Genomic DNA, 20572 nt, shown 5'->3' with positions numbered 1-20572 from the left:
TGGATTGTTTTGATTCATGATATGGACAGCATCAATACATGACCGCGCCCGCACGCCCTGCGTACAGAAGGCCGGCACACCCGAACAACGGAGACACGCCCATGCGCTTCAACAAACTCGACCTCAATCTGCTGGTCGCCCTGGATGCCTTGCTGACCGAACTGAGCATCAGCCGCGCCGCCGAGAAGATTCACCTGAGCCAGTCGGCCATGAGCAATGCGCTGGCACGCCTGCGCGAATATTTCGACGATGAATTGCTGATCCAGGTCGGGCGCCGTATGGAGGCCACGCCACGGGCCGAAGTGCTGCGCGATGCGGTCAATGATGTCCTGCGGCGCATCGAGGGGTCGATCGCCGCCAAGCCGGCTTTCGTGCCGGCGCAATCACAACGGGAATTCCGCATCTCGGTCTCGGACTTCAGCCTGAGCGTGCTGGTGCCGCGGGTGATGGCGCGTGCCTACGCCGAGGGGCCAGGCATCCGCTTTGCGCTGATGCCGCAGGTGCAGGACCCGCCCCGTTCACTGGACCGTGCCGAGGTGGATCTGCTGATATTGCCGCAGGAATTCTGCACACCCGACCATCCCGCCGAAGAAGTCTTTCGCGAACGCCACGTGTGCGTGGTCTGGCGCGACAGCCCGCTGGCCGACGGCGAACTGACGCTGGAACGCTACATGAACGCGGGCCACGTGGTGATGGTGCCGCCGGGCGCCAATGCCTCGTCGGTGGAAGCGTGGATGACCAACAAGCTGGGCTTTGCCAGGCGGGTGGAAGTCACCAGCTTCAGCTTTGCCTCTGCGGTGGCGCTGGTACAGGGCACGGACCGGATTGCCACCGTGCACGGCCGGCTGGCGCGCAAGCTGGCGCCGCAATGGCCGGTGGTGATCAAGGAGAGCCCGTTGGCGCTGGGCGAGATGCATCAGATGATGCAGTGGCACCGCTATCGCACCAATGATCCGGGCATCGAGTGGCTGCGGCGGATATTCCTGGAGAGCGCGCGGGAGATGGATGCGGCACCGGCCTGATGCGCCTCAGTGTTGAACGGCCCTGATCCCGCAGAAGATGGCATCGATATAAATCGTATAAAAAATATTTTCCATCGGACCAGAACAGGCGCAAGAAAAAAGCCCTGCCGCCGGGGGGCGACAGAGCTTTTCTGCAGGCTTGGACGCTGCGCCTGACGGCGCAAGCGGGTGAGGTCAGAAATCGACCTGCGCCGACAGCACCAGCGTGCGGCCGGACGAGGTACCCACATACCCGTTCTGCATCAGCCAGTAGTTCTTGTCGAACAGGTTTTCGATATTGGCGCGATAGGTCACGACCTGCCCTGCCGCCTTGGTGATGTAGCGGGCACCGATATCAACGCGGGTCCAGCCCGGCACCTTGAGCGTGTTTTCATTGCTGTACCACATCGAACCGGTGCGGGTCACGCGGGTATTGAGCGCCAGACCTTGCAGCCAGGGCGCGTCCCAGTCCAGTCCGAGGTTGAAGTTGCTGCTGGGGATGGCGCCGACGTCCTTGCCGTCGTTGGTGCCATTGTCGGTGTGGTATTGCTTGGCATCGAAGAAGGTGCCGCTGGCATTGAAGCGCAGGCCCCGCTGCAGTTCGCCATAGGCCGCCAGCTCCAGTCCGCGCACGCGGTTGCGGCCATCCTGGGTGGTGGTGGTGATGCCGTTGACGAGGGTGGTGCTGGAATTGGCCTGCTCGATCTGGAACACGGCGGCAGTGGTGGTCACGCGGCCCCAGTCGATCTTGGCCCCGGTCTCGATCTGCTTGGACTTGTAGGGCGGGAACAGCTGGTTCGGGTTGCCGTCGCTGGCCGAGGTGAAGCCGCCCGCGCTGAGCGCGGCCGTGTAGTTGGCGTAGAGGGAGACATTCTCCAGCGGCTTGACCACCACGCCCAGCACCGGGGAAATGGCGGTCTTGTTGGAGGTCTGAGAATCATCCACCAGGCTGTGCGAATAGACCTGCTGGCGGCGCAATCCGCCGATCAGGCGCAGGCGGTCATCGGCCAGCGACAGGGTATCGGTCAGGGCCACGCTGGTCAGGCGTACCTGGCTTTGCGGCGTGGGCTGGCCGCGGCTGCCGGTGACGGTGGGCAAGGCTACCGGGTTATACAGGTTCGAGGTGACGCTGCTGGCTTCGGAGAGATAGAAATAATCGGTCTGCTGGTCCAGCATGTTCACACCCAGCATCAGGGTGTGCTTGATGCCGCCGGTATTGAAGCGCGCCCGCATGCCGACATCGGCGGAGGTGGAGGTCACCTTCTGGTCGTAATAGCCGTTGTACAGGGAGGCCGTATCGCCACGCGCATTGAGGATGGTGGCACCGGGCCAGGTCTGGGCGGAGCTGGCAACGTGGTAGCCGACTGCACCATAGGCAGTGAGCTGGTCGTTGATGTCATATTCCAGGCGGGTGGTGGCGGCCTTGTCGTCCGATTGCAGCGTGGTACCGGGATACAGATTGGTCTTGCCCGAGGGCGCGTCCGGCATGACCAGGCTGCTGATGCTGAATTGCGGGCGGAAGTTGCGGGCATCTTCGTGCTGGGTGTAGGCGTCCAGACTCCAGCGCACGCGGCCGCCGTTGTAGTCCAGTCCAACCGAACCCATGCTCTGCTGTTGATTGCTGCCGGACAGGCCGGTATTGCCGTCGGCGTAGAGCGCATTGACGCGCACACCCCATTCCTGGTTCTCACCGAAGCGGCGGCCGAGGTCGGCCTTCAGACCGAACTGCGAATTGGAGAGATAGGTGGCCGTCACGCTGGAAATCGGGTCTTCATGCGCGCGCTTGGGAATCAGGTTGACCGCGCCGCCGACGCCGCCGGCCGGCCCCATGCCATACATGAGTGTGCCCGGGCCCTTGAGCACTTCGATGCGCTCGACCATCGAGATGGGCATGCGGGTCAGCGGCACCATGCCATACAGGCCATTGAAGGCCACATCGTTGGCCGACATGGTGAAGCCGCGAATCTGGTAGCTATCGCCAAAGCCACCGTTGCCATTGGTGTTGCGCACCGAGGCGTCATTGGCGATGACGTCGCCGATGGCACGCGCCTGCACGTCTTCGATGCCTTGCGACGTGTAGTTGGTGGTGCTGAACGGGGTATCCATGACACTGGCGGTGCCGAGCACGCCAAGGCTGCCGCCCCGCGCCACCAGGCCGCCGGCATAGGGGGCGGTGGGGTCGGCGCTTTCGGTGATGGTCACGGTGGGCAGGACGGCATTGGCGTTGCTGCCCACGGACGGTGCCAGCAGCGTGTAGCCACCGTCGGCATTCTTGACGGCCTGCAGGCTGGAGCCGCTCAACAGGGCGGCGAAGCCCTCGTCCACGGTATAGCGCCCGGACAGGCCGGCACTCTGGCGCTCGCGGGTCACGGCGGGGTCGAACGAGAGCAGCACGCCGGCGCGGCGAGCAAAGCTGTTCAGGACCTGGTTCAGGGGGCCGGCAGGCAGCTCATAGGCCTGGCGCTGGGCGTCGCTGGCCTGCGCCTGGACGGTGGCCATGGGCGCTGCCAGGGCAGCCAGTACGGCCAGCCTGGAGAGGGTGGGACGGGAGGGAAAGCGGGTCGAATTTGTCATGTCGGTTTTACGGTGATTGGCGAGCTTGCTATCAGGTAAACCGAACGAGCCGCACAAAACTGCAGAGGCTGGCCGAAAAATCTTTACGTCGTGCTGCGTGGGGCTGCTGCCCGTGGACGCAGGGTGATCCAGTAGGCAGTCCAGGTATCGATCTGCACCGGCAAGGTACGCGCGATGGCGGCCAGGATGCGCGCCGGCTGGTCCAGCGGGAACACGCCCGAGATGGGCAGCGACGCAACAGCCGGATCGCAACGCAGCCGGCCGGGCAGGTAGCGGTCCAGCTCGGCCACCAGTTCTCCCAGCGGCATGCGGTCGGCGACGATGACGCCGTCGACCCAGCCCAGTGTTTGCTCATTGGCGGGCGACAGCCTGCCGACCAGGCCTTGACGGTCGAACAGGCCTTGCTGCCCGGCGTCGACCCGCACAGCATCGGCTGCACGGGCGGCGCCCGCTGCCTCGAAGGCCACCGCGCCTTGGTAGACGGCCAGTCGCATGCCGGCCGCGCTATCGCGCAACTGGAAGCGGGTGCCCAGCGCACGTGCCTGGCCCACACGGGTGTGGACCATGAATGGGCGATAGGGGCGACCCTCTTCGCCGGCGGTGGTGATGAGCACTTCGCCGCGATGCAGCTTGATCAGGCGGCGCTGGTCGTCGTAGGCGGCGTCGATGGCGGTGGCGCTGTTGAGTTCCAGGACGGTGCCGTCGGCCAGCAGCACACGCCGCCGCTCGCCCACCCGGGTGGAATATTCGGCCATCAACGCCGGCCAGGGGGTGGCCATGCCGGCGCCGGTGGCCACCAGCCCTACCCCTGCGACCAGGCACAGGGCTTTGATGGCGAACCGGCGGTTGTGACGGCTGCGGGTTTCACCATCGCCGATGCTGCCATGCGCCAGGGTGCGCGGCAGCGTAGCGACACGCTCGCTCAGCGTCTGCAGCCGCTGCCAGGCCAGTTCGTGCTGCGGCTGTTCGGCGCGCCAGCGGCGGCAGGCTTCGTGTTCCTGGGCGGTGGCGGCACCCGATTGCAGCCGCACCATCCAGTCGATGGCGGTCCTGACGATGTCGTCGGCGGGAGCGGTGACGTCAGCCGCCATACTGGACGCTGTAACAGGCGGCGAAGGCACGCTTCATGTATTGCTGTACCGAACTGAGCGAAACCTGCAGGCGCTCGGCGATCTCGGCATAGCCCAGGCCGTCCAGTTGTGACAGCAGGAAGGCACTGCGCACCTTTGCCGGCAATGCGGCCAGCATGGCATCGATTTCGTTGAGTGTTTCCAGCACCAGCAGTTGGGCCTCGGGTGATGGCAGGTGCTCCGGCGGCAGTTGCGCCAGCATCTCCAGGAAGCTGGCTTCCAGCGCGCAACGCCGGAAATGATCGATCACCAGACCGCGCGCGATGGTCGCCAGCAGGGCACGCACTTCCTCCAGATAGAAGCTGCGACGCGACACCATGACCCGCACGAAAGTGTCCTGGGCCAGGTCGGCGGCCAGCTCCGCGTTGTTGGTGCGACGACGCAACCATCCCAGCAGCCATTGGTGATGGCCGGTGTAGAGGCCGGCGATGTCTGGGTGACGCGGAGCGGGATGGACGACGTCGGTCATGACGGCGAAAAATAATGAGAACTGTTCTCATTATAATCCGTAAAGGCCGGTCCGCCAACAAACCTTCATTTGTGGATGCTACCTTGTGAAGTAAATAGATGGGAAAAACGACAAAGCCCCGGCGCACGGCCGGGGCTTTGACTAGGCTTGTGCCGCCCTGGCATCCTGCCGGCCACCGTAACAGTGGCCGGCAAGAGCAGAACTGCAGCTTCCCTGTTTACTTGACCACGCTCAGCAGCGAGCGCTTGCCACCCTTGTAGGTGTACAGGGTCAGGGTACCGTTGAGGATGTCACCCTTGGCATCGAAGGCGATTTCGCCGGTCACGCCCTTGTGGTGGATCTTCGCCAGTTCCGGCAGGTAGACCTTGGGATCGGACGAACCGGCCTTCTGCATGGCATCGGCCAGGGTCATCAGCGCATCGTAGGTGTACGGGGCGTAGATCACGACGTCCTGGTTGAACTTCTTCTTGTAGGCAGCCTTGAAGTCTTCCAGCGGCTTCTTGCCGGCTTCGGTCACGCCACCTGCTTCGGCGCAGACCACTTCGCCGTCCTTCAAGCCAGCGCCGGCCAGGTTGGGCAACTCGGTGGTGCAGATACCGTCACCGCCCATGAACTTGGCAGCCACGCCCAGCTGATCCATCTGACGCAGCATCGGGCCGGCCACGGCGTCCATGCCGCCGAAGAAGACCAGGTCAGGCTTCTTGGACTTGACCGAGGTCAGGATGGCGTTGAAGTCGGTGGCCTTGTCGGTGGTGTACTGGGTCGCCACCACGGTGGCACCGGCAGCCAGCGCGCTCTTGCGGAATTCCTCGGCTACGCCCTGACCGTAGGCGGTACGGTCGTCGATGACGGCGACGTTCTTGCCCTTGAGTTCATTGACGGCGTAGCGACCCAGCACGCCACCCAGCTGACCATCGTTGGCCACCACGCGGAAGGCGGTGTTGAAGCCTTGTTGGGTGTACTTGGGGTTGGTGGCCGACGGCGAGATTTGCGGGATGCCGGCATCGAAGTAGATCTTGGAAGCGGGGATGGTGGTACCCGAGTTCATGTGGCCAACCACACCCTTGACCTTGGCATCGACCAGGGCCTGGGCCACGGTGGTCGCTTGCTTCGGATCGGAAGCGTCATCCTGGGGAACCAGCTGGAAAGTCACTTTCTTGCCGCCGATCATGAAGCCCTTGGCATTGAGTTCGTCCACGGCCATACGGGCGCCATTTTCATTGTCCTTGCCGATGTGGGCGTTGGGACCGGTCAGGGGAGCGACGTGACCGATCTTGATGACCTCTTGTGCCTGCGCAGCCCCTGCGAATGCGAACGCTGCCACGATGGCGGTGGCGACAGGAATCCCTTTAATTTTTTGCATGAAATGCTCCTATTACTTCCGATAGAGTGATTGAAAACGCAGTTCGTTGTGCCATTTGTTATATGCGCTGACCAACCCTGACATCCGCGAACGAAGGCCCGGACGATCAACACCGCAGCACCCCCAGTTGCTGACTGGATGTTGCTTGCGGACTCTGCTACTGCAAAAAACGAGCCATGCCCCACAGCATCACGACTCGGGAGCCCTCCTCATGGTGTTTCCCGCTTAAAAAGGGACGGAGCCAGCTCAGGTAAGCGGCCCGGACGAAACGCCAGGCCAGGCGGGGCATTTCCTACGACGTGACCCACCCCGCTGGGCAGAATACACCGTAATGGTGCGGCTGGGAGCGGCGTATGGAGACCAGTACAGTTCTTCAGACAGATCGCACGTTTTATGCACTTTTTTAATACGCGGCACTGGGTTTCGCACCAAATGGGAACGCGAAACCGAAAAAAACTGCACGCTCGCACAAGGGGTCGCAGGGGGAGCGCATTTCTCACCAAAGCATCCATCCCGCAAAATGAGAAAATCGGTTTGTCCGCAGCCACCCCGCCCCCACGCTGCCTCGCGTTTGAAGGTGTAAGCACGACTTGCGCCAGTCAATTGACGCCTTGAAAAATCCAAAGCCCATCCCTATACTTAGCACTCGTCTCGGTAGAGTGCTAACAGCCCGCTGGACGCAATCCCCCTTTTTCATGCGGTGAGGTTCGCTGCATTTGGAAGAAAAACGTTGCAGGCTTTGCCGCAATCAATGCTAACTAATTGAAAATTAAGGAGTTCTCATGAATCTTCGCCCTTTGCACGATCGCGTCATCGTCAAGCGCCTCGACCAGGAAACCAAGACCGCTTCCGGTATCGTTCTGCCTGATGCAGCGACCGAAAAGCCGGACCAAGGCGAAGTCCTGGCCGTCGGCAATGGCAAGATCCTGGAAGATGGCAAGGTCCGCCCACTGGCCGTGAAGGTCGGCGACCGCGTTCTGTTCGGCAAGTACTCCGGCCAGGCCGTGAAGGTCGATGGCCAGGAACTGCTGGTCATGCGCGAAGAAGACCTGTTCGCCGTCGTCGAGAAGTAATTCGGCATCCGGCCTGACTATATCTTCATCTATATAACAGGCCATCGGCAGCAAGAATCCCGCCGGAATGCTCACTTCTGAGCCCGGCGACATGAACTGAACCGAATTCTGGAGAATCCAACATGGCAGCAAAGCAAGTTATTTTCGGCGATGAAGCACGTGCCAAGATCGTCAATGGCGTCAACATCCTGGCCAATGCAGTCAAGGTCACCCTGGGTCCCAAGGGCCGCAACGTGGTCCTGGAACGCAGCTTCGGCGCCCCGACCGTGACCAAGGACGGCGTGTCCGTCGCCAAGGAAATCGAACTGAAGGACAAGCTGGAAAACATGGGTGCCCAGCTGGTCAAGGAAGTCGCTTCCAAGACCTCCGACAACGCCGGTGACGGTACCACCACCGCTACCGTGCTGGCACAAGCCATCGTGCGCGAAGGCTTCAAGTACGTCGCCGCCGGTTTCAACCCGACCGACCTGAAGCGCGGCATCGACAAGGCTGTCACCGCCATCGTCGGTGAAGTCAAGAACCTGTCCAAGCCCACCACCACCTCCAAGGAAATCGCCCAGGTCGGCTCGATCTCGGCCAACTCCGACGCGGACATCGGCGACATCATCGCCAAGGCCATGGAAAAGGTCGGCAAGGAAGGCGTGATCACCGTCGAAGACGGCAAGTCGCTGGAAAACGAACTGGACATCGTCGAAGGTATGCAATTCGACCGTGGCTACCTGTCGCCGTACTTCATCAACAACCAAGAGAAGCAGATCGTCGCCCTGGACAATCCCTTCATCCTGCTGTTCGACAAGAAGATCTCCAACATCCGTGACCTGCTGCCGGTGCTGGAACAAGTCGCCAAGGCTGGCCGTCCGCTGCTGATCGTGGCTGAAGACGTCGAAGGCGAAGCCCTGGCCACCCTGGTGGTCAACAACATCCGTGGCATCCTGAAGACCGCTGCCGTCAAGGCCCCTGGCTTCGGCGACCGCCGCAAGGCCATGCTGGAAGACATCGCCATCCTGACCGGCGGCCAAGTGATCGCCGAAGAAGTCGGCCTGACCCTGGAAAAGGCTTCCCTGGCTGAACTGGGTCAAGCCAAGCGCGTTGAAATCGGCAAGGAAAACACCACCATCATCGACGGCAACGGCGATGCTGCTGGAATCGAAGCCCGCGTGACCATGATCCGCACCCAGATCGGCGAAGCCACTTCCGACTACGATCGTGAAAAGCTGCAAGAGCGCGTGGCCAAGCTGGCCGGCGGCGTTGCACTGATCAAGGTTGGCGCTGCCACCGAAGTCGAAATGAAGGAAAAGAAGGCTCGCGTCGAAGATGCTCTGCACGCTACCCGCGCTGCAGTTGAAGAAGGCGTCGTGCCTGGCGGTGGCGTTGCCCTGCTGCGCGCTCGCGCCAACGTCAAGGACCTGAAGGGCGACAACCCCGACCAGGAAGCCGGTATCAAGATCGTGCTGCGCGCCATCGAAGAGCCGCTGCGCCAGATCGTCTTCAACGCCGGCGATGAGCCGTCGGTGGTGGTGAACAAGGTGCTGGAAGGTACGGGCAACTTTGGCTACAACGCTTCCAACGGCACCTACGGTGACCTGGTGGAACTGGGTGTGCTGGATCCGGCCAAGGTGACCCGTTCGGCACTGCAGAACGCTGCCTCCGTGGCCAGCCTGATCTTGACCACCGACGCCCTGGTGGCCGAAGTGACCGAAGACAAGCCGGCCGGCATGCCTGGCGGCATGGGTGGTATGGGCGGCATGGGTGGCATGGACGGCATGATGTAATTTGCCTCCTGCTGCGGGCCATGGATGACATGGTCCGTGCTGCAAGAAAAAAACCCGCATCGGCGACGATGCGGGTTTTTTATTGCGCCTGCGCTGCTCAATGTGGCTGGGTCATTGCAAAGACCCGCATCCTTGTGGAATGCGGGTCCTCGAACATGGCGCCCTTGCGGGCGCGGCGTTGCCCGTCTTAGAAGCTGTGGACCAGACCGGTATTCAGACCGGTCTGGCTACGATTGGCGCCCGGGATACGGTCGCCGGCCAGACCGACGTTGTACATGTCGTTCGAACGCAGGTTACGTACGACCGCATAGGTCGTGGTGCGCTTGGACAGGTCGTACTTGGCACCCAGGTTCAACTGCATCAGGCGACCGTTGGCGCCCTTGACGAACTTGGCACTGGTGAGCTGCACGCTGCTGATCAGCGACAGGGCGGGCATTACCTTGTAGTTCACGCCCACGTCCAGGGTCTGACTGGAATCATGATTGGTTCCTCCGATGGTGTAGTCGGCATGCTTGCCTGCATCGTAGACCGGGCTTCGCTTGGGATCGATCATGGAGGCAAAGGTGTAGGTCTTCGGGTCCATGCCGGCCTTGAACTTCGCCAGCGGCAACTTCACGTGCGAATACGAACCGTAGACCTTGGCCGGGCCGAATTGATAGGACGCGGCCAGGGTCCAGGTCTTCAGGCAGGTATCGCCACTCTTGCCCATGCCATTGCAGGCCGCGGCCATGTTGACGTCGCTGGCCTTCTTTTCTTCACCCTGTTTGCTTTGAAAATAACCCAGTCCGATATTGAGCGGGCCATTGGCGTACATGCCGCCCAGGCCAAAGGATTGGCCAGAGCCGGTCTTGCCGGCTTCTTCGCCAAATCCGTAGATCAGACTGCCGGTGAAGCCATTGAAATTGGGGGAGTTGTAGCGGATGGAGTTGTTGACGCGCTCGCCGTTGGTGCGATCAAGGTCCAGCGAGTGCACACGGCCTACCGCGCCGCCGAAGTCGCCAGCCGAAGCGATGCCGCCAATATCGTTGAGGACGTCATTCTGGCGACCTGCCAGCAGGGTACCGAAACTGCCGGACAAGCCAACGGTGGCATGGCGCCCCCACAACAGGCCGTCCTGCGCAGCTTCGCCAGTGTCAAGCTTGAAGCCGTTCTCGATATTGAAGACGGCCTTCAGGCCACCGCCCAGGTCTTCGACACCCTTGACACCCAGGCGCGAGCCCTTGCTCGCGCCAGAATCGAGTGCCATCTGAGCGCCAGTTTCCTTGCCGGAAGTGATGATCTTGTTGGTGTAGGACAGGCTTGCATCGACTGCACCATAGACGGTGACGGTGCTTTGCGCGTACGCCGCGCCGGCAAAGGTAGCCAGCACGGCCAGGGCCAGGATGGACTTTTTCATAGAGTACTCCGTAGTGGTTTGATTGCTGTTGATTGGCGGGTGCCGGTCGCGATCTCGCGTGGCCACCCCCACACTTCCAGGGAACAACTTCAAGAAGTCACGGCAAATCTAAACGTTATTTATTTTCTCAATATATTCATAATTTGAATTTCACTCATTTATAAGACTATTCCGTCTCTTTATCACAACCAAAATGGCAAAAAGGAACGCTGCTCCATCGACGAGTCAGTAATGAAATCGACACTGATGCACGACGACGAACCCTGACATCCGCTCGATCACGATGCGGTGTTCCCCGCGCAGCCGGAAAGACCACAGGCCCGGCGGGCACAGCGGCAATCGGGTCAGGCGCAGCGTCGGCAACGGGGTGTCATCCTGCAACCGTCGCAGCAGGCCCAGCACCTCACGGGCTGTGCCACGGTCGTGGCGACGCCACCAGGCCAGGTCCTGCCTGGCCAGCGGGGTCAGCCAGAGTCTGTTCACGCAGAGGATTGTCCGGACGACAACCCGGCCCGCATCTGTTGCAGACTGCACAGGAGGCGTTCGGCGTTGATGTCGTTGCCCAGCAGATGCAGGGCTTCCTGGACGCCTCGCCAGACCGATTCCCGGACCAGCACCAGGCTCTCGGCACTCTCGCGGGTGAGGATGACTTCGTCGATATCGGCCAGCTCCAGCAACTCGTCGAGTCGCTGGATCAGTTCGTTGGCGGGATAGGCATACATGGGGAGGAGGTGTTCGCAGAGGCAGACGCCAATGCGCAGCATCGGATCGGGAAAACGCGAAAAGATATGTCGGACCGACATGGCCGCGCAGATCCGTGCAGAAAATCCGGTGACAGCCCGCACTTATTCGAAAACTTCCTCAAACAAACACGGAAACCAGCGCGCCGAGACAGCCCAGGCCCTCCCCGCAAGCCAGTCTCCAGGCGGCTTCCCGTCGCATGCTAAGACGCGATGGTTATATGCATAGGCGAAAATTTGTTTTCCCTATATAACCTTGCCGCCTTAAAATAGCGGCTTCTTATAAAAAATATCAATGGCAGTGGAGACCTGTGATCCGGCGACCGCCCGCGCGTCTCCCTGAGGGGCTGTGCCGGGATGCCGGCACCCGGGGTGCCCGCTGCCATTTCCGTTCCCATCATGATCGAAATACAAGCTGTCACCCAGCGATTCGGCAATGTCGAAGCGGTGCGCAACGTCGAACTGTCGATCCGCAAAGGCGAGGTGTTCGGCATCATCGGCCGCAGCGGCGCCGGCAAGAGCACGCTGGTACGCACCCTGAACCTGCTGAACCGCCCCACCTCCGGACGCATCATTCTGGACGGCCAGGACCTGACCACCTTGTCCTCGTCCCAATTGCGCGAAGCCCGCCGTGGCATCGGCATGATCTTCCAGCACTTCAACCTGCTGTCCTCGCGCAGCGTCTACGACAACATCGCCCTGCCGCTGGAACTGGCCGGCAAGAGCAAGTCCGAGATCGCCGCCAAGGTCGAACCGCTGCTGGACCTGGTGGGCCTGACTGCCCTGCGCGACCGTTTCCCGGCCCAGATCTCGGGTGGCCAGAAACAGCGCGTGGGCATCGCCCGCGCACTGGCCAATGATCCCAAGGTCTTGCTCTCGGACGAGGCCACCTCGGCGCTGGACCCGGAAACCACCCGCTCCATCCTCGAACTGCTGCACAAGATCAACAAGGAACTGGGCCTGACCATCGTCCTGATCACCCACCAGATGGAAGTCATCAAGGACATCTGCGACCGCGTGGCCGTGATGGAAGCCGGCCAGGTGATCGAACAGGGCGAGGTGCTGGAGGTGTTCCGCCAGCCGCGCCATGAAGTCACCCGCGCACTGATCGGCGACGTCATCGCCCACGAACTGCCCAAGGGCGTGCTGGCGCGCCTGCGCGAGCGCCTGGCCCGCGCCGACGCCGGCCAGGGCACCGACCACCTGTTCCGCTTCGCCTTCACCGGCAATGACGTGGACCAGCCGCATCTGTCGGAAGCGGTGCGCCGTTTCAACCTGAATTTCAACATCCTGCACGGCCAGATCGACGAGATCCAGGGCCAGGCCTTCGGCTCGCTGGCGATCCTCGCCAACGGTTCGCAGGAGAACATCAACCAAGCCATGCACTACCTGCGCGAGCAGGGCGTCGTCGTCGAGGAGCTCAACCATGTCATCTGAACTGATCGATCTGTTCGTCAGCTCCTTCGGTGAGACGCTGATGATGGTGGTGATCTCCGGCGTGGTGGGTTCGCTGCTGGGCATCCCGCTGGGCATTGCCCTGCACATCACCGAAGACAAGGGCGTGCTGCCCAATGCGGTGTTCAACCGCATCGCCGGCCTGCTGGTCAACGCGGTGCGCTCCACGCCCTTCATCATCCTGCTGGTGGCGGTGATCCCGATGACGCGCTTCTTCGTCGGCACCTCCATCGGTACTGCCGCCGCCATCGTGCCGCTGACCATCGCCGCCGCGCCCTTCATCGCCCGCCTGGTCGAGACGGCGCTGCGTGAAGTCGATCACGGCCTGGTCGAAGCCGCGCAAGCCATGGGCGCCACCACCTGGCAAATCATTTACAAAGTATTGGTACCGGAGGCATTTGCTGGTATCGTCGCCGGTCTCACGATCACCTTCGTCAGCCTGGTCGGCTACTCGGCCATGGCCGGTGCGATCGGTGGCGGCGGCCTGGGTGACCTGGGCATCCGCTACGGCTATCAGCGCTTCCTGCCGGAAGTGATGCTGGCCGTGGTCCTGATCCTGATCGTATTCGTGCAGTTGGTGCAATCCCTGGGAGACCTGCTGGTGCGCAAGCTCAGTCATCGCTGAGCACGCCAAGAGCGCCACGCGCAACCGGCATCGATAACACCGCGCAGCTATCCGCTGTGCATTTCAAAAAAGCTTGAAAGGAAAGTCATGAAGCGTCGTCAGTTGATTCAATTCATCGCAGGCCTGGGCCTGGCCGCCGGCCTGGTGTCGGCCCCCGCATTCGCCGAAGACCAGATCAAGGTGGGCGTGACCGCAGGTCCGCACGCCGAGATCATGGAACAGGTCAAGAAGCTGCTGGAAAAAGACGGCGTGCAGATGAAGGTCATCGAATTCACCGACTACATCCAGCCCAACGCAGCCCTGGCCGCTGGCGATCTGGACGCCAACTCCTACCAGCACCAGCCCTACCTGGATGCGCAGATCAAGGACCGCGGCTACAAGTTCATCAGCGTGGGCAGCACCATCACCTTCCCGATGGGTGTGTACTCCAAGAAGATCAAGTCGCTCAACGACCTGAAGCAAGGCGCCCGCGTCGGCGTGCCCAATGACCCGACCAACGGCGGCCGTGCGCTGCTGGTACTGCAGGCCAAGGGCGTGATCAAGCTCAAGGCCGATGCCGGTCTGAAGGCAACCCCGCTGGACATCGTCGAGAACCCCAAGAAGGTCAAGATCATCGAACTGGATGCGGCCCAGCTGCCGCGTTCGCTGGATGACTTCGACGCCGCCGTCATCAACGGCAACTACGCTGAATCGGCCGGCCTGTCGCCGACCAAGGACGCCATTGCCGTGGAAGCTTCCACCGGCCCCTACGCCAACGTGATCGCCATCCGCGCTGCCGACAAGGACAAGCCCTGGGTCGCCAAGCTGGTCAAGGCCTACCACAGCCCGGAAGTGAAGAAGTTCGTGCTGGAGAAGTACAAGGGTTCGGTGATCACCTCCTGGTAATCCGCACTCCTGCAAGATCCTTGCAGCAAACGAAAAGGCCAGCTTCGCGCTGGCCTTTTTGCTTTTCCGGAGAGGAAAATCACTGATACGATTTAGCCACACCGGATGGAACCGACAGGCATGTAAAAGCGCACAGGCGCACTCAGTCCCTGCGCTCCCGGTGATCCGGCGCATTGCGCCAGTCATCGTCCTCTTCCTCGTCTTCCTCATCCTCGGCCTGGAGGGCATCGGGATTGTCGGTAGACCGGTAGGTCGCCAGCAACTCGGCGCGCGATGCCGGGGTTTCCAGCGAGATGCGGCCCAGCGCGCCACTGCGGTAATCCTGCAGGAAGACATGCGCGGCCTTCTCGAAATCGTAGTCCCCGCCCTTGAGACGGAAACCGCGCTTGGCCGCCACGCCCTCCACCACGGCCACGCCATCCATGCCCTCGGTATCGAAGCCATAGCGCGCCTTGAGCAGGTGCGCATAACGCTGCAGCAGCAGGTCCGCCAGGAAGGTAGCCACCTCTTCCTCGATCAGCGCATTGCTGCCCACCGCATGGCTGGCGGCCAGCATCAGACCATCGCTGGGATGCTCGATCTTGGGCCACAGCATGCCGGGGGTATCGGTCAAGACCATGTTGTTGCCCAGGTAGAGCCGCTGCTGGGTCTTGGTCACGGCCGGCTCGTCGCCCACTGCCGCCACGCGCTTTTTCAGCAGCGCATTCATCAAGGTCGACTTGCCCACATTGGGAATGCCCATGATCATCATGCGCAGCGGTTTCAAGACCGTGCCGCGATGCGGCGCCACCTGGATCGCCAGCTTGGGCACACGCGCCACGTCCGACGGTTTCTTGCACGACAGCGCTACGGCGGTGACGCCCTTCTGGCTGTTGTAGTAGTCGATCCAGGCTTGCGTGGCCACCGGGTCGGCCATGTCGGTCTTGTTGAGGATCTTCAGGCAGGGACGCTGACGCGCATTGCGCAACTGCTCGATCATCGGATTGCAGCTGGCCTGCGGCAGGCGGGCATCGACCACTTCGATGACCATATCGACTTTTTCCATGCTCTCCGCTGCCTTGCGGCGGGCGGAGTTCATGTGACCGGGGAACCATTGGATGGACATGCGGGATTTCTTTCTGGTGCGTATTTCGTTGAAGGCGCTATTTTACGGCCCTGCCCCGCCAATCCCCAACAAATCCCCAATAAAACAGCCTGCCGCGCACAAGTCGGGGCAGGCTGTTGGACGAGGAACAACACCGCTCAGGCGCGCCGCGTCACCCATTGCTCCTTGACAACACCCACGAAGCGCCACACCAGCCACAGCGCCAGCCCATAAGCGGCGGCCATGACGCCAAAGGCCAGCCCATTGCGCAGGCCCCAGCCATCGACGCTGTGCAGGATGGCTCCCATCAAGGCCACGCCGACCAGGGCGCCGATCTGGCGATTGGCGTTCAGGGCAGCGGCCGCGCTGTTGGCGTGCGTCTTGCCGGCCACCTGCATCACCACCGTGGTCATGGCCGGAATGGCAGTGCTGATGCCCAGATTGGCTGCGGCACAGACCACGGCCAGTATCCAGTAGGGCGTTTCCGGGCGGAAGCTCATCGCCACGGCAGTAAATACCGTACCCACCGACAAACCCAGCAACAGCGGCACGCGCGGCCCCCAGTGCGCGGCCATGCGGCCCGACATCAGGTTGCCGAAGAACACCACGGCCATCATCGGCACCAGTTGCAGGCCGGTCTGCAGGGCATCGGCACCGCGCCCCTGCTGCAGGAACAGCGCCAGGTAGAACAAGTTGCCGTAGATCCCGAAGTTGATCATGAAGCCGATGCCATTGGCGGCCGCAAACTGCGGCGTGGCGAACAGGGCCTTGGGCAGCAGCGGCGCCACGCCGCGCAGTTCATGGCGCACCAGGGCCACGGCGGCCAGCACGGCCACCGCCAGGCCGGCCAGGATACGCGGCGAGCTCCAGCCGTAGACCGGCCCCTGGATCAGCACGAAGGACAGCCCGGCCAGCATCACCACCCCCGCCAGGTGGCTGTACAGATGCAGGGCACGGGCCTGCCCGGCCACCTGCGGGATGAGCTTCCTGGCCATCAACAGGCCCACCAGCCCGACCGGCACGTTGATGAGGAAGATACTGCGCCAGCCCAGCCAGTGGATCAGCACGCCGCCCACCAGCGGGCCAACGGCGGCGGCCAGGCCGACGGTGGCCGACCACACGCCCAGCATGCGGGCGCGTACGCGATCATCTTCGTAGACGTGACTGAGCAGGCTCAGCGAACTGGGCATGAAGAAGGCCGCGCCCAGCCCCTGCAGCAGGCGCGCCGCCACCAGGAGCGGGCCGCTGGGCGCAGCGCCGCACTGCAACGAGGCCAGCACGAACAGGAACAGACCGGCCAGATACAGCTTGCGCGCACCGAAGCGGTCGGCCAGCGCGCCGCCCACCAGCAGCATGGCGGCGAAGGTCAGCGTGTAGCCATCCACGATCCAGACCAGGGTGGACAGCGGCGCATCGAGACTGGTGGCGATATTGGAGAGACCGACGTTGACCACCGTCACATCCAGCATGGCCATGACGAAACCGATGGCCAGCGCTACCAGCGGCAGCAAGCCAGCCCGATGGGGTAAAGCGGTGACAGGGGGATGGCCGGCGGGTGCCGGGCCAAGGGGACGAGGAACGGAAGACATGACATTCTTTCTGCGCGAACGGCGCAAGGGAGAGCGGCAGACCCGCTGCCGGTACCCCCGGGGCGAGTGACGATGGATGGATTCTAGGCGTTCGCTGTAATGCAATAAAGAGGTATAAAATCAGCGGGCTGATGCAAATCTGCATCAGCTCATCTTCCAGGAAAGCACATCCTCATGGACTGGGACAACGCCCGCATCTTTCTCGCCATCTACCGCGTAGGTACCCTGCGCGGTGCAGCCGAGCACCTGGAGATCGACCAGGCCACGGTCGGCCGGCGCCTGGTCGCGCTGGAAAAATCGCTGGGCGCGCGCCTGTTCCTGCGCACCCCGGGTGGCTACGTCCCCACGCCGGCCGGCGAACTGGCCGCCACCGCCGCCGGCCAGATGGAGCAAGGCGCCGAGCAACTGCAGCGGCAGATGCAGGGAATCGACGAGCGCCTGTGCGGCGTGGTGCGGCTGGCCGCCACCGACATCACGGCGCGCCATTTCCTGTTGCCGGCCCTGAAGCGACTGCGGGAATCCCATCCCACCATCAAGGTAGTGCTCACCACCTCCACCCAGTTGAGCAACCTGACCAAGCGCGAAGCCGACATCGCCGTGCGCACGGTGCGCCCGGACGCGCCGGACCTGATCACGCGCCATCTCAAGCGGCTGCACAAAGGCATGTATGCGTCCAGGGCCTATGTAAAAAAGCGGGGGCGGCCCGAATCCGGCAGCGGTTTGAAGGGGCATGACGTCGTGATCTACCCGTACAGCGTCTCGCCGAACAAGTCCGAACAGATCTGTGGTGAATCCATCGTCCATGCCAACGTGGCCATGGAAGTCAGTACCGGGCTGGTGATGTACGACTGCCTGCAGGCGGGATTCGGGATCGGCGAACTGCCCATCCATGTGGGCGACGGTGCCAGCGGGCTGGTGCGCATCTGGCCGGAACGGGCCACGCCCTACGACATGTGGTTGGTCCTGCACAGCGACCTGAACCGTACCGCCCGGGTGCGGGCGGTGGCCGATGCGATCATTGCGGCCTACGAGGCCTATGAGCCCCATGAGGTCCATAAGGCCCAGGAGGCCCGACGGGCCTAGCGCAACACCACCTTCACTCCAGATCGGCCAGCACCTTCAGATGCGCCACCACGCTACGCCCCAGCGCCGAGAGGCTATAACCGCCCTCCAGGCAACTGACGATGCGCCCCTGGGCGTACTGGTCGGCGATCTTCATGATCTGCCGGGTGATCCAGGCGTAATCCGCCTCGACCAGCCCCATCTGGCCCATGTCGTCTTCGCGATGGGCATCGAAACCGGCCGAGATGAAGATCATCTGCGGCTGGTGCGCATGCAGCGCCGGCAGCCATTTCTCGGTCACCACCTGGCGCACCGCATTACCGTCCGAATAGGCCGGCACCGGTACGTTGACGATGTGCGACTCGGTCGGAGCATCGCCGGAAAAGGGATAGAAAGGATGCTGGAAGAAACTCGCCATCAACACCCGCGGGTCATGGGCAAAGATGTCTTCGGTGCCATTGCCGTGATGCACGTCGAAATCGATCACCGCCACCCGCTGCAGCCCGTGCACGTCGATGGCATGCCGGGCCGCCACGGCCACGTTGTTGAACAGGCAGAAGCCCATGGCCTTGGTGCGCGTGGCGTGATGCCCGGGCGGCCGGACGGCGCAAAAGGCGTTGTCCAGTTCACCGGCCAGCACCGCATCGGTCGCCGCCACGGCCGCACCGGCGGCGCGCAGGGCGGCCTTCCAGCTGTGCTTGTTGATCAGGGTATCGCCGTCGATGGAGTGATAGTGCTCGCCCGACAGGCTCAGGGCATGACTATGCTCGCGCACGTAATCGACAGCGGCGGCCGTATGCACCCGCTCCAGCTCGACGGGATCGGCCAGCGGCGCTTCGCGGCGGTCAAGGAATTGATCGATGCGGCTCAGGATCAACTGGTCTTCGATGGCCTCCAGACGTGCGGGAGCCTCGGGATGCCAGTCGCCCATTTCGTGGCGCTGACAGTCGGCGTGCGTATAGATGGCGGTGGTCATTATTGCTCTTGTTACTAACAGGCAAGCCGTGGCCGGCCGGGTTGTCTCATCGGGCTAGTGTACATCCGCTGTCGCGTATCGTGTACGGGACGCAGCACCCAGCATGCACCAGCACGGGGCAAGGGGGCCGATGCGGTATACTTGCAGGCTTGTCCTGCCCCCTGCTCCGCTGACCAGATCGCTTCACCGCTTGCCGCTCATGCCCATCTCCCTGCCTCGCCTGACCTCGTCCCTCTCCACCCTGTTGCTCGCCGGCCTGTGCGCTCTGGCGCCGGCAGCGCATGCGCAGGACGGCAAGCCTGTGGAAAAGAAAACCCAGAAGAAGCCGGCAGATAAAAAAGCCGGCAGCGACAAAGCCAAGCCCAAGGCCAAGCCGCCAGCAAAGTCGGCAGCGAAGAAGAAAGTCGTGGCAGACGACCAGGGCGAGTTCGTCAACTTCAATGACTGGAAGGATGTCGGCCGCTTCATCGACGAGATGGTCGAGCGCAACCAGTTCCAGCGCGGCGACCTCAACGATCTCTTCGCCAAGACCCGTTATGTGGACAGCGCCATCCAGCTGATCAAGCCGGCCCCCAGCACCAAGCCCAAGAACTGGGGCGCCTACCGTGCCCGCTTCGTGGAACCGGTGCGCATCAATGCCGGGGTCGAGTTCTGGAATACCTATGGCGTGGCGCTGGCGCGGGCCGAAGCGCAATACGGCGTGCCGATGGAAATCATCGTCGGCATCATCGGCGTGGAAACGGTCTACGGCCGCAACACCGGCAACTTCCGCGTCATGGATGCGCTCACCACGCTGGCCTTCGATTACCCCAACACGCCCAATCGCGACGCCCGCATGGCCTTCTTCCGCGGCGAGCTGGAAAACACTCTGCTGCTGGCACGCGAGGCCGGCATCGATCCGCTCTCGCTGCGCGGCTCCTATGCCGGCGCCATCGGCTGGCCGCAATTCATGCCCGGCAGCATCCGCGAATATGCGGTCGACTTCGATGGCGATGGCAAGATCGACCTGCGCAACTCGCCGGTGGACGCCATCGGCAGCGTGGCCCACTACCTGTCCGTGCATGGCTGGCAGCGTGGCGAACCGGTGGCCTTCCCGGTGACCGTCTCGGCCGACAACCTCCAGTGGCAGGCCATGCTCAACCAGGGCCTGGAAGCCAAGTACAGCGAAGACCAGTTGCACGCGGCCGGCGTCTCCACCCCGGCGCTGCCGGCCGGCCAGCGCTTCGGCCTGGTCGACCTGCAGAACGGCACCGGTCCCACCGAGTACTGGATCGCCACCAATAACTTCTACGCCATCACACAGTACAATCGCAGCTACTTCTATGCGATGTCGGTGGCCGACCTCGGCCGCGCCGTGGCTGTTGCCCGCAATCGCTGA

18 protein-coding genes are annotated in these 20572 nt (G+C 62.7%); 8 read left to right on the top strand and 10 right to left on the bottom strand.

The window, feature by feature from the left end; genetic code table 11:
* Window positions 1–101: 101 nt before the first annotated feature.
* Window positions 102–1022: a LysR family transcriptional regulator gene (locus I5R65_RS08280; RefSeq protein ID WP_180666183.1), complete on the top strand. Its 921-nt coding sequence runs from the start codon at window positions 102–104 to the stop codon at window positions 1020–1022.
* A gap of 174 nt (window positions 1023–1196) precedes the next feature.
* Here the strand turns inward: I5R65_RS08280 and I5R65_RS08275 are convergent, their stop codons facing one another.
* From I5R65_RS08275 to I5R65_RS08260, 4 genes are all read right to left on the bottom strand, one after another.
* Window positions 1197–3575 (bottom strand): TonB-dependent receptor, encoded by a 2379-nt coding sequence (locus tag I5R65_RS08275; RefSeq protein WP_180666181.1) that lies wholly within the window; start codon window positions 3573–3575, stop codon window positions 1197–1199.
* An 83-nt stretch (window positions 3576–3658) separates the two neighbouring features.
* Window positions 3659–4666, bottom strand: a complete 1008-nt coding sequence (locus I5R65_RS08270; protein ID WP_180666179.1) for a FecR domain-containing protein — start codon at window positions 4664–4666, stop codon at window positions 3659–3661.
* Window positions 4656–5174, bottom strand: coding sequence for a sigma-70 family RNA polymerase sigma factor (locus I5R65_RS08265; RefSeq protein ID WP_180666178.1), 519 nt, complete (start codon window positions 5172–5174; stop codon window positions 4656–4658). The genes I5R65_RS08270 and I5R65_RS08265 overlap by 11 nt, the downstream gene beginning before the upstream one ends.
* Window positions 5175–5391: 217 nt before the next feature.
* Complete coding sequence (locus I5R65_RS08260) at window positions 5392–6537, bottom strand: branched-chain amino acid ABC transporter substrate-binding protein (protein WP_180666176.1); 1146 nt, start codon at window positions 6535–6537, stop codon at window positions 5392–5394.
* Window positions 6538–7319: 782 nt separating this feature from the next.
* Here I5R65_RS08260 and groES point away from each other — a divergent pair.
* Both groES and groL read left to right on the top strand, forming a co-directional pair.
* Entirely contained in the window at window positions 7320–7610 is a 291-nt protein-coding gene (groES, locus tag I5R65_RS08255; protein WP_180666174.1) for a co-chaperone GroES, read from the top strand.
* Between the two features lie 122 nt (window positions 7611–7732).
* Window positions 7733–9382, top strand: a complete 1650-nt coding sequence (groL, locus tag I5R65_RS08250) for a chaperonin GroEL (RefSeq protein WP_180666172.1) — start codon at window positions 7733–7735, stop codon at window positions 9380–9382.
* Between the two features lie 187 nt (window positions 9383–9569).
* Here the strand turns inward: groL and I5R65_RS08245 are convergent, their stop codons facing one another.
* From I5R65_RS08245 to I5R65_RS08235, 3 genes are all read right to left on the bottom strand, one after another.
* Window positions 9570–10778, bottom strand: a complete 1209-nt coding sequence (locus I5R65_RS08245; protein ID WP_180666170.1) for a porin — start codon at window positions 10776–10778, stop codon at window positions 9570–9572.
* Between the two features lie 225 nt (window positions 10779–11003).
* Window positions 11004–11261, bottom strand: coding sequence for a type II toxin-antitoxin system YoeB family toxin (locus tag I5R65_RS08240; RefSeq protein WP_180666168.1), 258 nt, complete (start codon window positions 11259–11261; stop codon window positions 11004–11006).
* Window positions 11258–11581, bottom strand: coding sequence for a type II toxin-antitoxin system Phd/YefM family antitoxin (locus I5R65_RS08235; RefSeq protein ID WP_231395105.1), 324 nt, complete (start codon window positions 11579–11581; stop codon window positions 11258–11260). Before I5R65_RS08235 ends, I5R65_RS08240 begins: the two co-directional genes overlap by 4 nt.
* 336 nt (window positions 11582–11917) lie before the next feature.
* Between I5R65_RS08235 and I5R65_RS08230 the strand changes: the two genes are divergently transcribed.
* The 3 genes from I5R65_RS08230 (at window position 11918) to I5R65_RS08220 (ending at window position 14483) form a co-directional block, all read left to right on the top strand.
* Window positions 11918–12955, top strand: a complete 1038-nt coding sequence (locus I5R65_RS08230) for a methionine ABC transporter ATP-binding protein (protein WP_180666166.1) — start codon at window positions 11918–11920, stop codon at window positions 12953–12955.
* Window positions 12945–13598, top strand: coding sequence for a methionine ABC transporter permease (locus I5R65_RS08225; RefSeq protein ID WP_180666164.1), 654 nt, complete (start codon window positions 12945–12947; stop codon window positions 13596–13598). Before I5R65_RS08230 ends, I5R65_RS08225 begins: the two co-directional genes overlap by 11 nt.
* Before the next feature lie 87 nt (window positions 13599–13685).
* Window positions 13686–14483 (top strand): MetQ/NlpA family ABC transporter substrate-binding protein, encoded by a 798-nt coding sequence (locus I5R65_RS08220; protein WP_180666162.1) that lies wholly within the window; start codon window positions 13686–13688, stop codon window positions 14481–14483.
* A 142-nt stretch (window positions 14484–14625) separates the two neighbouring features.
* Here the strand turns inward: I5R65_RS08220 and ylqF are convergent, their stop codons facing one another.
* Window positions 14626–15588 (bottom strand): ribosome biogenesis GTPase YlqF, encoded by a 963-nt coding sequence (gene ylqF, locus I5R65_RS08215; RefSeq protein ID WP_180666160.1) that lies wholly within the window; start codon window positions 15586–15588, stop codon window positions 14626–14628.
* A gap of 137 nt (window positions 15589–15725) precedes the next feature.
* Entirely contained in the window at window positions 15726–17156 is a 1431-nt protein-coding gene (locus I5R65_RS08210) for an MFS transporter (protein WP_255493391.1), read from the bottom strand.
* 174 nt (window positions 17157–17330) lie between these two features.
* On the opposite strand from I5R65_RS08210, the gene I5R65_RS08205 reads away from it, so the two are divergent.
* On the top strand, window positions 17331–18239 hold the full coding sequence (locus I5R65_RS08205) for a LysR family transcriptional regulator (RefSeq protein ID WP_180666158.1): 909 nt from the start codon (window positions 17331–17333) through the stop codon (window positions 18237–18239).
* A 13-nt stretch (window positions 18240–18252) separates the two neighbouring features.
* On the opposite strand, the gene I5R65_RS08200 is transcribed toward I5R65_RS08205, so the two are convergent.
* The gene (locus I5R65_RS08200; protein WP_180666156.1) at window positions 18253–19194 is read right to left on the bottom strand and encodes a histone deacetylase family protein; all 942 of its coding nucleotides are present in this window, start codon (window positions 19192–19194) and stop codon (window positions 18253–18255) included.
* Between the two features lie 199 nt (window positions 19195–19393).
* On the opposite strand from I5R65_RS08200, the gene mltB reads away from it, so the two are divergent.
* Entirely contained in the window at window positions 19394–20572 is a 1179-nt protein-coding gene (mltB, locus tag I5R65_RS08195; protein WP_180666154.1) for a lytic murein transglycosylase B, read from the top strand.

It is taken from the genome of Herbaspirillum sp. AP02 (assembly GCF_015767275.1).
Classification (GTDB): Bacteria; Pseudomonadota; Gammaproteobacteria; order Burkholderiales; family Burkholderiaceae_D; genus Herbaspirillum.
The sequence above is the reverse complement of the archived record's forward strand: the minus strand, read 5'-3'. Positions and strand labels throughout refer to the sequence as shown.